A 12539-nucleotide genomic window follows, 5' to 3' on the forward strand; every position below is an offset into this window, starting at 1 on the left:
CGATACCTAGGTGACTGAACCGAATTCCCAACCCGCCGCCGTCGCGCCTTTGATGGGTGCCACAGATATCCGACGGCTCGCCGAGGAAATCGGTGTACGCCCTACCAAAACCCTGGGGCAAAACTTTGTGATCGACGGCAACACCATCCGCAGGATCGTGTCCGCCGCCAACATCGCCGATGGCGAGACCGTGCTGGAAGTAGGCCCCGGCCTGGGCTCGCTCACGCTCGGCTTGCTGGACGCGGCCAAGGCGGTGGTCGCCGTCGAAATCGACCCCGTGCTGGCGGAAAAGCTGCCGGAGACCGTGCGCGCATGGCGTCCAGGGGCGGAAGAGAACTTCCATCTGGTGCTCTCCGACGCCATGAAGGTCACTGAACTGCCGTTGCCGCCCACCGCGTTGGTGGCCAACCTGCCCTACAACGTGGCCGTCCCGGTGGTGCTGCACCTGCTGCAGCATTTCCCCAGCCTTCAACATGGCCTGGTGATGGTCCAGGACGAGGTTGCGGACCGCCTGGCTGCTACGCCCGGTTCCAAGATCTACGGTGTCCCGTCGGTCAAGGCGGCCTGGTATGGGCACATGCGCAAAGCCGGCGTGATCGGGATGAACGTGTTCTGGCCTGCACCTAAAATCCACTCCGGCCTTGTGGCCTTCACCCGGCATGACCCCCCGGTAACGCATGCAACCCGGGAACAGGTGTTCGCCGTCATTGATGCTGCCTTTGCGCAACGGCGCAAAACCCTGCGTGCCGCACTGGCCGGATGGGCGGGGAGCGCAGCCGAAGCTGAGCGCTGCCTCGTAGCTGCCGGCGTGGACCCCACGGCCCGCGGCGAGGTCCTGGACATCAATGCCTACGTCAAGATCGCCGAAGCCCGCCACCCCGTGGACGCATGACCCCGGGCAACCGCAAACCAGGCAGCCTCCCTTATGTGGGGGAGCGTTTTCATGCCCGAACAGTCCGGGTTAAAGCACCGGGCAAGGTCAATGTCTCCCTGAGCGTAGGTCCGTTGCGCCCGGACGGCTACCACTCGGTTGCCAGCGTGTACCTGGCCGTTTCCTTGTACGAGGAAGTGGCCGCCACGAGTACAGAAGCTGAGGGGATCACCGTCAGCATCAGCCCGGACAGCACGCTGGACCTGGACGGTGTGGACATCCCGCTGGACGAGCGGAATCTCGCCTACAAGGCTGCGGCCATCATGGCTGAAATGTCCGAGAAACCAACCGGCGTGCATCTGGAGATCACCAAACGCGTTCCAGTGGCCGGCGGAATGGGTGGCGGTTCGGCAGACGCGGCGGCAACGCTGCTGGCATGCGACGCCCTCTGGAACAGCGGCCTGTCCCGCGAGGAACTGGCACACTTGGCCGCCGAGCTGGGCGCGGACGTTCCGTTCTCCCTTCTGGGTGGCACCGCCGTGGGGCTTGGTGTGGGAGATAAGCTCTCGCCGGCCCTGGCCAAGGCGCAAATGGACTGGGTGCTGGTTTTTGCGGACTACGGTCTCTCCACCCCGGATGTTTTCCGCACTCTTGACGGACTTCGGGACTCGGAAGGGGCTGAGATTCCTGAGCCCGTGGACGTTGACCCCACCATCCTCCAAGCCCTTCGCAACGGAGACCCGGAGACCCTCAGCCGGGTGCTCATCAACGATCTCCAGCGGGCCTCCATCACCCTGGCGCCGCAACTGAAGGACACCATAGGACTGGGCGAAGCACGCGGTGCACTTGCCGGCATGGTCTCAGGCTCCGGTCCCACCATCGCCCTGCTCGCCCGCGATTCTGTCTCTGCCGCGGTCCTTGCCGAAGAACTGGTTCACCGTGGACACAATGCACTGGCCGTTCATGGGCCAGTTCCCGGCGCTCGGATCATCTCCGATACCCTCCTTTAGTACCCCCCGCATTCCAGCAGTAGAAAGTAGTACCCATTGGCCCACCTGCTCGGCGGCGAAAACCTCACCGTTTCGTTCGCGACCCGCACTGTCCTCGACGGCGTCACCCTCGGCTTGGAGGACGGCGACCGCATAGGCATGGTGGGGCGCAACGGCGACGGAAAATCGACGCTCATGCGCCTCCTGGCCCTCCGTTCGACGCCTGACTCCGGCCGCGTCACCAAGCGCGGAGATGTCAACGTGGGCTACCTGGACCAGGGCGACGTCCTCGACGGCGACCTCACCGTGGGCGCAGCGATCGTCGGCGACCGCGCGGACCACGAATGGGCGGCCAACGCCAAGATCCGCGAAGTCATGGGTGGACTGGTGGGAGACGTCGACTGGCACGCCAACGTCCACGCCCTCTCCGGCGGGCAGAAACGCCGTGTTGCCTTGGCGAAGCTCCTCATAGAAGACCACGACGTCATCATGCTGGACGAACCCACCAACCACCTCGACGTCGAAGGCGTCGCCTGGCTGGCACGGCACCTGAAGACCCGCTGGCGCGCCAACCAGGGAGCCTTCCTGGTGGTCACCCACGATCGCTGGTTCCTGGACGAAGTATGCAACTACACCTGGGAAGTTCACGACGCCATGGTGGACATGTTCGACGGCGGGTACGCCGCCTACGTCCTGGCGCGCGCCGAGCGCGACCGCATGGCCGCCGTCGTCGAAGGTAAACGGCAGCAATTGGTCAAGAAGGAACTGGCCTGGCTCAGGCGCGGCGCTCCTGCCCGTACCGCCAAGCCCAAATTCCGGATTGAAGCTGCCAACGACCTCATTGCCGACGTTCCGGACCCCCGCGACTCCGTGGCCCTGAGCAAAATGGCAACCGCACGCCTGGGCAAAGACGTGCTGGACCTTGAGAACGTAACGCTGGACTTCCTTGACGGAGCCGAGGGACAGAAGCTGTTCGACAACATCACCCTGCGCCTCGCGCCCGGTGAAAGGCTCGGCCTGGTGGGCGTCAACGGAGCCGGGAAGTCCACGCTCCTGAAACTGCTGAACGGCGAAATCCAGCCGAGCTCGGGCAAAGTAAAACGCGGCAAAACCGTGGTCACCGCCGTGCTTACCCAGGACGTCAAAGAGCTCGACGAAGTCTCGGACCTGCGTGTTATTGAGGTGATCGAACGTGAAAAGCGGTCCTTCAGTGTGGGCGGCAAGGAATTCACCGCCGGTCAGCTCGTGGAACAGCTCGGGTTCACCAAGGAAAAACAGTGGACGCCTGTTTCGGACCTGTCCGGTGGTGAGCGGCGGCGACTCCAGCTCCTGCGCTTGCTGGTAGGTGAGCCCAACGTCCTCATGCTCGACGAACCCACCAACGACCTCGACACCGACACCCTTGCCGCCGTCGAAGACGTCCTGGACGGCTGGCCCGGCACCCTCGTAGTGGTCAGCCACGACCGTTACCTCTTGGAACGCGTCACAGACAACCAGATGGCCCTGCTCGGCGACGGCAAGCTCCGCGGCCTTCCCGGCGGCGTGGATCAGTACCTCCAACTGCGCGAAGCTGCACTGGCCTCAGGCGCCGTTGGTGGCGGTTCCGGTGCTCCCACTGCTGCCAGCGGGGGCTCTGCAGGATCCGCTGCCCCGTCCGGTGCCAGCGAAGCCGAGAAACGAGAAGCCCGAAAAGACCTCAACAGGATCGACCGCCAACTCGGCAAGATCTCCCAGCAGGAGGAAAAGCTCCACACCCAGATGGCTGCAAAGTCCGAGTCCGGCGATTTCGACGCCCTTGGGGAACTCAACACCAAACTGCGTGAACTGCTTGAGGAAAAAGAGGGTTTGGAAATGGAGTGGTTGGAGGCCGCCGAAATCCTCGGCGAATAGTACGCCGCCGGCCGTCCCGCCGCCGACTACCAACCGTCTCTCACATCCCGCGGGGTTTTTGGCGACGGTCTCTCACATCCCGTGGGGTTTTTGGCGACGGTCTCTCACATCCCGTGGGGTTTTTGGCGACGGTCTCTCACGTCGCGTGGGGTTTTTGGCGACGGTCTCTCACGTCGCGTGGGGTTTTTGGCGACGGTCTCTCACGTCCCGTGGTTTTTTGGACTGGTTCGTAGCCTATGAGCCAGCGCAGGCCGTGGCGGTCTACCACCTGGCCCTCCGATGCGCCCCAGCGTTTTGGCGCGAGCGGGGCCACGATCCTGTCCCCGTCGGCGAGCTTGTCGAACCACTCGTGGAGAACACCTGGTTCGGCCGCTCCCAGCAAAGACAGCATGACGCCTTCCACGGCCACCGATTTTTCGCCGTCCGCAGCGTCAGATCCCCCAGTGATACCCACCCACTCAGGACCCCGTGGGCGACCGCATCAAGCGGCCCGTCAGATCGGCTGAACTCAGCGTAGGTGTACAAGGAAAGTTCCCCGCCGAAAATCTCCGCGTAGAAGCCGAGCGCCTCACGCGCCGTCCCGGGGAAGCTGACATAGAGCTGCGGTGCAGTCATGACTACAGCCTACAAATCATCAAGCACGTGGAGGTGAGAGATGGTGGGGCCCAGAGGGGTGGGAGGTGAGAGATGGTGGGGCCGAAGGGCTTGGGATGTGAGAGATGGTGGGGCCCAGAGGGGTGGGATGTGAGAGATGGTTGCTTAGGAGTCGCTGCGGAGCTCGGGCTCTTTTTGCAACCCAGTCAGACCGTTCCAGGCCAGGTTCACCAGGTGTGCGGCCACGGCGCGCTTGTCCGGCGTACGGCTGTCCAGCCACCATTGGCCGGTCATGGCCACCATTCCCACGAGCATCTGGGCGTACATGGCACCGTCCGCCGCGCTGAATCCCCGGCGCGCGAATTCGTCGGAGAGCAGGTGCTCCACACGGGCGGTGACATGAGAGAGCAGCGTGGAGAAGGCGCCCTCGGGCTGCGAGGGCGGAGCGTCACGCATAAGGATCCGGAAGCCGTCGGTGCGGTCTTCGATGTAGCCGAGAAGGGCCAATGCAGCCCTTTCCACCAGCACCCGGGGCTTGGCTTCGGTGCTGAGCGCCTCGGTGATGGAGTCCAGCAGAATGCGGAATTCGGTGTCCACCACCTGCCGGTACAAGCCTTCCTTGGACCCGAAGTGCTCGTAGATCACGGGTTTGGAAACGCCGGCGGAGGCCGCTATTTCCTCAATGGTGGTGCCGTCCAGCCCGCGGGCGGCAAAGAGGGCGCGTCCAATGCCGATGAGCTGTGATTTGCGCTGCTGCCCGGTCATCCGTACGCGCGCTGCCGGAGCGTTGGTAACGTGCTCTGCGGGCTCGGATGCGGCCGACGGCCGGGGGAGTTCAGTGCGGTTGCTCACGTGACCATCATGCCCTAATCAGCCTCCGGAACGGCTGAGGAGCGGGTCCTCCGCAGGCGCGGGGGTGGGTCTCGGAGCGGTCAAGTCGCGAAGGACGCGGTGGTCATGGCAAACTAGATTCTTGTGTGTGCATCCCGGTGATCCGGGAAACCCTCCGGGCCGCAAGATTCGGGGGACGAAAGCATGCGCGGTCCGCTCTGGTGTAATGGCAGCACCCCGGCCTTTGGAGCCGTGGAGTATAGGTTCGAATCCTATGGGCGGAACGGTCGGAAAATGCGCTCCTTCTCTGTACCTGTAGCGGCTCTCATGGTGCCTGGGTCCATTGTTGGATGGCGGCATTCCGAAGCCGGGATACCCGGGACATACCGAGCAAGGAGAGCCAGTACGTGAGCCCCGAAACCATCGGTCCCGCAGCGGTGATCGTTTTGGCCGCAGGTGCCGGAACGCGCATGAAGTCGCGGACTCCCAAGATCCTCCACGAAATCGGCGGCCGCTCCATGGTTGGCCACGCTCTTCTTGCCGCACGTGCCATCAATCCGTTGAAGCTGGCCCTGGTTGTACGCCACGAGCGTGACCGCGTGGCCGAGCACGTCGCAGGGCTGGACCCCGAAGCGCTGATTGTTGACCAGGACGAGGTGCCCGGCACTGGCCGCGCAGTGGAAGTAGCGCTCAACGCCTTGGACGCTGACGCCGAGCTGTCCGGCACCGTGGTGGTCACCTACGGCGATGTCCCGCTGCTGACAGCTCAGCTTCTTGGTGAGCTGGTGGCTACGCACGAGGCTGAGCGCAACGCCGTCACGGTCTTGACTGCGGTTCTGGATGACGCAACCGGTTACGGCCGGATCCTGCGCGCTGAGGATGGCACGGTCACCGGGATCCGCGAGCACAAGGATGCCAGCGAAGCCGAACGCAGCATCCGCGAGGTCAACTCCGGTATTTACGCTTTCGACGCCGCCGTGTTGCGCACTGCGCTGGCCAAGGTCACCACGGATAACGCGCAGGGCGAGATGTACTTGACCGACGTCCTCGGCTTGGCCCGGGACGCAGGCGGCCGGGTGGCCGCCGTCGTTACCGAAGACCGCTGGCAGGTTGAAGGCGCCAACGATCGCATCCAGCTCTCTGCTCTGGGTGCCGAGCACAACCGCCGCATCATCGAGTCATGGATGCGTGCAGGGGTAACCGTGGTGGACCCCGCCACCACCTGGATTGACTCCACTGTGACCCTTGAAGAAGACGTCCGTCTGCTGCCCAACACCCAACTGCACGGCGCCACCACTGTGGCGCGCGACGCCGTCGTGGGCCCGGACACCACCCTGACCGACGTCAAGGTGGGCGAGGGCGCCAAGGTGATCCGCACGCACGGATCCGGCTCCACCATTGGGGCCAAGGCGAGCGTGGGGCCGTTCACGTACCTCCGCCCTGGCACGGTCCTGGGCGAAACCGGCAAGATCGGCGCGTTCTACGAAACCAAGAACGTCACTATCGGCCGTGGCTCCAAACTGTCCCACCTGGGTTATGCAGGCGACGCCGAGATCGGTGAGGACACCAACATCGGCTGCGGCAACATCACAGCCAATTACGACGGCGAGAAGAAGCACCGCACGGTGATCGGCTCGGGCGTCCGCACAGGTTCGAACACAGTCTTCGTAGCTCCTGTGACGGTTGGCGACGGTGCCTACAGCGGCGCCGGGGCCGTCATCCGCAAGGATGTTCCCGCGGGAGCCCTGGCCCTGAGCCTTGCGGCGCAGCGGAACGCTGAAGGTTGGGTCATCGCCAACCGTCCGGGCACCGACTCCGCAAAGCTGGCCGAGGCCGCGCAGGAGCTGGCACCCGCCTCCATATCCTCACAATCCCCGGCAACCACAGAAGAGGGCAAATAGGCATGAGCGAAATTACCGCACACGGCGAGAAGAAACTGATTCTCGCCGCCGGAAGGGCGCATCCGGAGCTGGCGCAGGAAATCGCGAAGGAGCTGGAGACCGAACTCCTGCCGATCGACGCCTACGACTTCGCCAACGGGGAAATCTACGTCCGTTCGGCTGAGAGCGTGCGAGGCACCGACGCCTTCGTCATCCAGGCCCACCCGGCTCCGTTGAACAACTGGCTCATGGAGCAGTTGATCATGATCGATTCCCTCAAGCGCGCCTCGGCCAAGAGGATCACGGTTGTTTCCCCGTTCTACCCTTACTCCCGTCAGGACAAGAAGGGCCGCGGCCGCGAGCCCATCTCCGCCCGCCTGGTTGCCGATCTTTACAAGACCGCCGGCGCGGACCGCATCATGTCCGTTGATCTGCACACCTCCCAGATCCAGGGCTTCTTTGACGGCCCTGTTGACCATCTGATGGCCATCCCGCTGCTGGCTGACTACATCCGCACCAAGGTTGAAGCGGACAACATCACCGTTGTTTCCCCTGATACCGGACGTGTCCGTGTTGCCGAGCAGTGGGCCGAGCGTTTGGGCGGTGCCCCGCTGGCGTTTGTTCACAAGAGCCGCGATCTCACCGTTCCCAACCAGGCTGTTTCCAAGACCGTTGTTGGCCAGGTTGAGGGCCGCACCTGTGTTCTGATCGATGACATGATCGACACCGGTGGAACCATTTCCGGTGCTGTCCAGGTTCTGAAGAACGCCGGCGCCAAGGACGTCATCATTGCCTGCACCCACGCTGTGTTCTCCGATCCTGCCGCCCAGCGTCTGGCCGATTCCGGTGCCCGTGAAGTTGTGGTCACCAACACTTTGCCCATCCCGGCAGAAAAGCGCTTCCCGTCGCTGACAGTGTTGTCGATCGCACCGTTGATCGCACGCGCTATTCGTGAAGTGTTCGACGACGGTTCGGTCACCAGCCTGTTCGACGGCAAAGCATAACGCCGGACTGCTGTTTGTGAGCGGGCCATCCGCCGCCTTGGGGCGTGCGGGTGGCCCGTTTTCCTTTGGCCGTTTTCAGAAAGAGCCCACACCGCTGCTAAACTCTTGGGGATACCTTGGCGAGGGAGAGCACATCCGGTCCACATTTCGTGGATCAGGGTTGCGGGTCTCCGTTATCGACTGGGTCTGCATCTCCTTCAACACAGGCGGAACGGCTGCTCGGCGGCCAATCTCAGCCGGGCGTAGAAGGTCTCCAGACCTCCGCCCTTGCTGATAGACCAGCCCGGATCTTCCGGGTGCCACAGTAATCAAGGAGTACACATGTCTGAGCAGAAGCTCACCGCAGAACTGCGCACCGAATTCGGCAAGGGTTTCGCCCGCCGTGCACGCATGGCCGGCCAGATCCCGGCTGTCATCTACGGTCACGGCGCAGAGCCGATCCACATCAACCTTCCGGGCCGCGCCACCACGCTGGCAGTGCGCGTTTCCAACGCCCTCCTGGCAATCGACGTCGACGGCGAGCAGCACCTCACGCTCGTCAAGGACATCCAGCGCGATCCCGTAAAGCAGATCATCGAGCACGTTGACCTCCAGACCGTGAAGGCCGGCGAGAAGGTTACCGTCGACATCGCCATCCACGTTTCCGGTGAAGTTGCTCCGGGTGCTGTTGCCAGCCTCGAAGCCACCACGGTTTCCCTCGAAGCTGAAGCAACCCACGTTCCCACCGCCGTCGAGGTTAACATCGATGGCCTCAAGGCCGGCGAGAGCATCCACGCTTCGGACCTCGTGCTGCCGAAGGGTTCTACCCTCCTCACCGAAGGTGACACCCTGGTGGTCCGCATCGCCGAGGCCGCTGGCTCTGAAGAAGAAGAGACCACGGACGCCGCTGCCGAGTAGTCTTTTGACTGCTTGAGGCTAACGCCGTTGAGTGGCCGGGCACCCTTGGGGTCCCGGCCACTTTCTTCTTTGCCGCCGCAATTTCTCCCGAACCTACGCACGCTCCCTAGGATGAGACCATGACTGACACCTGGCTGATTGTTGGCCTCGGCAACCCCGGCAGTGAGTACAGCAACAACCGGCACAACGTTGGTCAGATGGTGCTCGATGAACTGGCCTCCCGCATGGGTGGGAAGTTCAAGGTGCACAAGGCCCGTGCGCAGGTTGTTGAGGGGCGGCTGGGTATTGGTGGTCCCCGCGTGGTGCTCGCCAAGCCCATGACCTACATGAACGTTTCAGGGGGACCCGTTGCGGGGCTCTGCAACTTTTTCGACATCGCACCGGACCACGTGATTGCGGTCCACGATGAAATCGACATCCCTTTTAACACAGTCAAGCTAAAACTCGGCGGCGGCGAGGGCGGCCATAACGGATTGCGTGACATCTCCAAAGCGCTGGCCACCAAGGATTACCTGCGGGTCAGGGTAGGGGTTGGCCGCCCACCCGGGCGGATGGAAACAGCGGACTACGTTCTCCGTGATTTCGGCACTGCGGAGAAGAAGGAGCTGCCATTTCTTCTGGACGAGGCAGCCGACGCCGTGGAATTGCTCATGGACCAGGGCCTGCTCGCTGCCCAGCAGAAACACCACCCCGCCAAATCTTGAGCAGATCTTGAGTAAAGCCTGATGAAAGCCTGACGGTCCCAAGGAGCTTTAGGCCTACAAACTACGGGCGCCCGACGGTAGTGTGCATGGTACGCAGGTAAGCGGTGGGGGTCTACCGCGAATGTGTAGCTAAGGATGCGGATGTCGGCGGAGTTGCTAAACAGGAGCGGTGGAGGCGCAGCAAGGGCTGCGGCTCCCGATCTTTTGGGCGGACCAACGGATCGTCAAACATGGTCGCTGTTGGCCCGGAGCCACGATTTGTCCAAGGCGGGCAAATACCTGGAAGCACCTGAATCCTATGGGGTAGTGCTCACCGGGGAACGGGGCATAGGCAAGTCAGGCCTTGCAAGGGCCGTGGTCTCTTCCTTGGGTCCCAAAGTTCATAGCCTCCAACTGCGCAACACAGTGGCCAGCGGCCAAACCCCGTACGGATGCCTTGGTTTCCTGCTGGCCCGCCTGCCCTCAGGGGCTGTAGGGTCACCAACGGGCATCCTGCATGCTGTCACCAACTTGATCAGGACAGAGGCTGCGGGCCGGGACACCGTGTTCATTGTGGACAACGCCGGCGGCATGGACCCCATGAGCACCGGTGTGCTCCTGAACCTCATGGCCACCGGCACGGCAAAAGTCATTGCCACTGTCCAACGCGCCAGCGACCTCCCCGCCGATTTCCATCGGTTGGTCCTTGAAGGAGGGCTGGGTGAGGTTCATCTGAACACGCTCAGCGAGGAGCAGACCAAGCAAGTCCTCGGCTCGGTCCTTGGACATTATGTTTCCTCAACTTTGGTGGGTTCCCTGCATTCTGCCGTGGGTGGGAACCCCATGCTCCTGCATGCGCTTCTTGAGGAGCAGCGGCACACCGGAAACCTGGTCCTCAACGACTCCGTCTGGACACTCCGTGACCGGATCAGTCTGGAGGGCGCCACAGTAGTGGAGGACTTTGTCCGTTCCAGACTGGCGCGCGAACCGCAAGCCAGCAAGACGGTGGTGGAAATCCTGGCCTGTGCGCAGCGCGCAACATTGTTGGATCTGGCCGGGATCTTCGGCACGGAAGTCCTGGTGGACATGGAAGAGTCAGCGCTGCTGACGATTGAAAAGACCGGCGAGCATTGGGTCTCGCTCCGGGACCCGTATGTGGGAGAGGTTGTCCGAGGCTGGTTGAGTACCCGCCGCATGCGTGAGCTGCGCTTGATGCTGCACGGTCCCAAGGAGCCCGAACTGCAGATCCTGGCACCCCAGGATCTCCTGAGTTACGCGGCATGGATGCACGCTTCCGAGGATGAGCCCGCGCCGCCGCCCGAGCATGCACTCGCGGCTGGTCGGGCGGCGTTGGATAACTACGATCCCAACTTCGCCATCCAATGCACGCTGTCCTTGGACCCGAAGGACAGCGAATGGGTCCCCGGGCAGCGACTGAAGGCGGCGGCTTACCTCATGCTGGACCTGCCGTTGCATGCGGCTCAGGCTTTGGATGAGGTATCCGAGCCACAGCTGGCTGCATTGGAGCCGCTGGAGTTTGCTGAGGTAACCGCAGCAAAGTGCCAGGCCATGACGTGGATCGACGGACGGTCAGGGATGGTTCCCGGCGTGATCGCGGCGGGTCGGGAGACCCTGGAGGCCAAGGCCGGGCACTATCCCGCACAGGCCATGAACAAGGCCCGCAACCGACTGCAGCTATGCACCTATGAGTACAAGACCTTCACGGGTGAGTACGCCGCCATGATTGAGGATTTGGAAGCCGAATGGGCCAAGGATCCCCAGGAGGACCGCGAGCACTGGCTTAGGTCCTCCTTCTTCCTCATCGAAGCCCGCTGCATGCTGGGCAGGGAGTTGGAGGCCCAGCAGCTGGCCCGTACCGTTTCCCGGCACCTGGGGGACGTGGACCGGCCGGCGCAGTTGGAGGAATCCTTCGCCAGGCATGCGTTCCTGGTGCTGTTGTTGTCCGGGCAATGGCGGAAGTGCATCGAGCTGATGCGCCGCACGCCCTCGGGCTCCTCACGGCTCCAATACAGGGGTTCCCTCACCGAACTGGGCGTCGGGCTTGCGTTCGCCTATGCCGGCAAGCCGGCCAGTGCCATTGAACCCCTGCGCTCAGCCGTGGCCCAACTTGAGCTCCGGCCCAGCATGAACATGAACAAGGTTGCCTATGCGGCCACCGCCTTTGCCTATGCTCAATTGGGCAATTCCGTGGAAGCCGGCCGCTACCTTGACCTGTACAGGACATGCAGGGGCGTGGGGACGTTCTTTTCCGAGTCCGTGGCGGAGTTCTGCGCGGAAATGGCTGGGCGCTGGATGGGGGACCCGGATGTGAAGCAGCGGCTGCTGGCCCGGGTGCGCAACGATCTGGAACAGCAGCGGCTCACAACGGCCGGTATCAACCTCTTCGGCGCCACCGTTGAAGGCACGGATGAGGAATACCGGCTCCTTGAAGACATCGCAGGCCGCAGGCAGGGACCCTTGGCGAAGATCTCCGGTGACCTGGCCCGGGGTGCCCTGACCAAGAGTTCGGCTTCGCTGCTGTCAGCCGCAGACGCCGCAGCGGCCTTGGACCTGTTGGTGGTTGAAGCCCGGTGTGTGGCCATGGCACTTGACTACGCCCGGGATGCGGGTGAAACAACGGCGGCCAGAACGGCGCAGCTGCGGCTTGAACGGTTGGAGCACTCGGTCCCGGCCTTGCCGATTCAGCCACGCAGCGACGCGCCGGTACTGACCGAACGGGAACGTCAAATTGCTAAACTCGCGGGAAAGGGTGTCAGCAACCGCGAAATCGCGATGGATATTGGGGTGTCTGTGCGAACTGTAGAAGGTCATCTGTACCAGGTATTCACCAAGCTCGGCGTTTCGTCTCGGGGCGAGCTCAATGGGCTGCTCTGAATCCA

9 protein-coding genes, 1 tRNA gene and 1 pseudogene are annotated in these 12539 nt (G+C 63.1%); 9 read left to right on the forward strand and 2 right to left on the reverse strand.

Annotated elements, in window-relative coordinates; genetic code table 11:
* The first annotated feature begins 10 nt into the window (after nt 1-10).
* The 3 genes from rsmA to ABI796_RS06375 are packed head-to-tail and all read left to right on the forward strand — an operon-like array spanning nt 11 to nt 3750.
* On the forward strand, nt 11-892 hold the full coding sequence (gene rsmA, locus ABI796_RS06365) for a 16S rRNA (adenine(1518)-N(6)/adenine(1519)-N(6))-dimethyltransferase RsmA (RefSeq protein ID WP_141283006.1): 882 nt from the start codon (nt 11-13) through the stop codon (nt 890-892).
* The gene (locus ABI796_RS06370) at nt 889-1881 is read left to right on the forward strand and encodes a 4-(cytidine 5'-diphospho)-2-C-methyl-D-erythritol kinase (RefSeq protein WP_141283005.1); all 993 of its coding nucleotides are present in this window, start codon (nt 889-891) and stop codon (nt 1879-1881) included. The genes rsmA and ABI796_RS06370 overlap by 4 nt, the downstream gene beginning before the upstream one ends.
* 36 nt (nt 1882-1917) lie before the next feature.
* Nucleotides 1918-3750, forward strand: a complete 1833-nt coding sequence (locus tag ABI796_RS06375) for an ABC-F family ATP-binding cassette domain-containing protein (protein WP_141283004.1) — start codon at nt 1918-1920, stop codon at nt 3748-3750.
* Between the two features lie 136 nt (nt 3751-3886).
* Here the strand turns inward: ABI796_RS06375 and ABI796_RS06380 are convergent.
* Nucleotides 3887-4365 (reverse strand): annotated as a pseudogene (locus tag ABI796_RS06380) (VOC family protein).
* A gap of 144 nt (nt 4366-4509) precedes the next feature.
* Nucleotides 4510-5109, reverse strand: coding sequence for a TetR/AcrR family transcriptional regulator (locus ABI796_RS06385; RefSeq protein WP_141283729.1), 600 nt, complete (start codon nt 5107-5109; stop codon nt 4510-4512).
* A 278-nt stretch (nt 5110-5387) separates the two neighbouring features.
* Here ABI796_RS06385 and ABI796_RS06390 point away from each other — a divergent pair.
* The 6 genes from ABI796_RS06390 (at nt 5388) to ABI796_RS06415 (ending at nt 12534) form a co-directional block, all read left to right on the forward strand.
* Nucleotides 5388-5459: transfer RNA gene (locus ABI796_RS06390), tRNA-Gln, on the forward strand.
* A gap of 123 nt (nt 5460-5582) precedes the next feature.
* Nucleotides 5583-7076 carry a bifunctional UDP-N-acetylglucosamine diphosphorylase/glucosamine-1-phosphate N-acetyltransferase GlmU gene (gene glmU, locus ABI796_RS06395; RefSeq protein WP_141283725.1) on the forward strand — a complete coding sequence of 498 codons (1494 nt, stop codon included), beginning with the start codon at nt 5583-5585 and terminating at the stop codon, nt 7074-7076.
* Between the two features lie 2 nt (nt 7077-7078).
* A complete protein-coding gene (locus ABI796_RS06400; RefSeq protein ID WP_011774071.1) occupies nt 7079-8059 on the forward strand; it encodes a ribose-phosphate diphosphokinase in 981 nt (326 codons plus the stop codon).
* A 321-nt stretch (nt 8060-8380) separates the two neighbouring features.
* On the forward strand, nt 8381-8956 hold the full coding sequence (locus ABI796_RS06405) for a 50S ribosomal protein L25/general stress protein Ctc (RefSeq protein WP_141283724.1): 576 nt from the start codon (nt 8381-8383) through the stop codon (nt 8954-8956).
* A 119-nt stretch (nt 8957-9075) separates the two neighbouring features.
* Nucleotides 9076-9660 (forward strand): aminoacyl-tRNA hydrolase, encoded by a 585-nt coding sequence (gene pth, locus ABI796_RS06410; protein ID WP_141283723.1) that lies wholly within the window; start codon nt 9076-9078, stop codon nt 9658-9660.
* A 141-nt stretch (nt 9661-9801) separates the two neighbouring features.
* On the forward strand, nt 9802-12534 hold the full coding sequence (locus ABI796_RS06415) for a helix-turn-helix transcriptional regulator (protein WP_246095787.1): 2733 nt from the start codon (nt 9802-9804) through the stop codon (nt 12532-12534).
* The last annotated feature ends 5 nt before the right edge of the window (nt 12535-12539 follow it).

The sequence above is a fragment of the Paenarthrobacter aurescens genome (genome assembly GCF_041549525.1).
Taxonomy (GTDB): Bacteria; Actinomycetota; Actinomycetes; order Actinomycetales; family Micrococcaceae; genus Arthrobacter; species Arthrobacter aurescens.

What these genes read in the sequence shown, in the direction of transcription:
- ABI796_RS06385 (WP_141283729.1), bottom strand. Translation starts at nt 5,109, where the DNA reads ATGACCGGGCAGCAGCGCAAATCACAGCTCATCGGCATTGGACGCGCC.
- ABI796_RS06405 (WP_141283724.1), top strand. Translation starts at nt 8,381, where the DNA reads ATGTCTGAGCAGAAGCTCACCGCAGAACTGCGCACCGAATTCGGCAAG.
- pth (WP_141283723.1), top strand. Translation starts at nt 9,076, where the DNA reads ATGACTGACACCTGGCTGATTGTTGGCCTCGGCAACCCCGGCAGTGAG.
- ABI796_RS06400 (WP_011774071.1), top strand. Translation starts at nt 7,079, where the DNA reads ATGAGCGAAATTACCGCACACGGCGAGAAGAAACTGATTCTCGCCGCC.
- ABI796_RS06415 (WP_246095787.1), top strand. Translation starts at nt 9,802, where the DNA reads ATGTCGGCGGAGTTGCTAAACAGGAGCGGTGGAGGCGCAGCAAGGGCT.
- ABI796_RS06370 (WP_141283005.1), top strand. Translation starts at nt 889, where the DNA reads ATGACCCCGGGCAACCGCAAACCAGGCAGCCTCCCTTATGTGGGGGAG.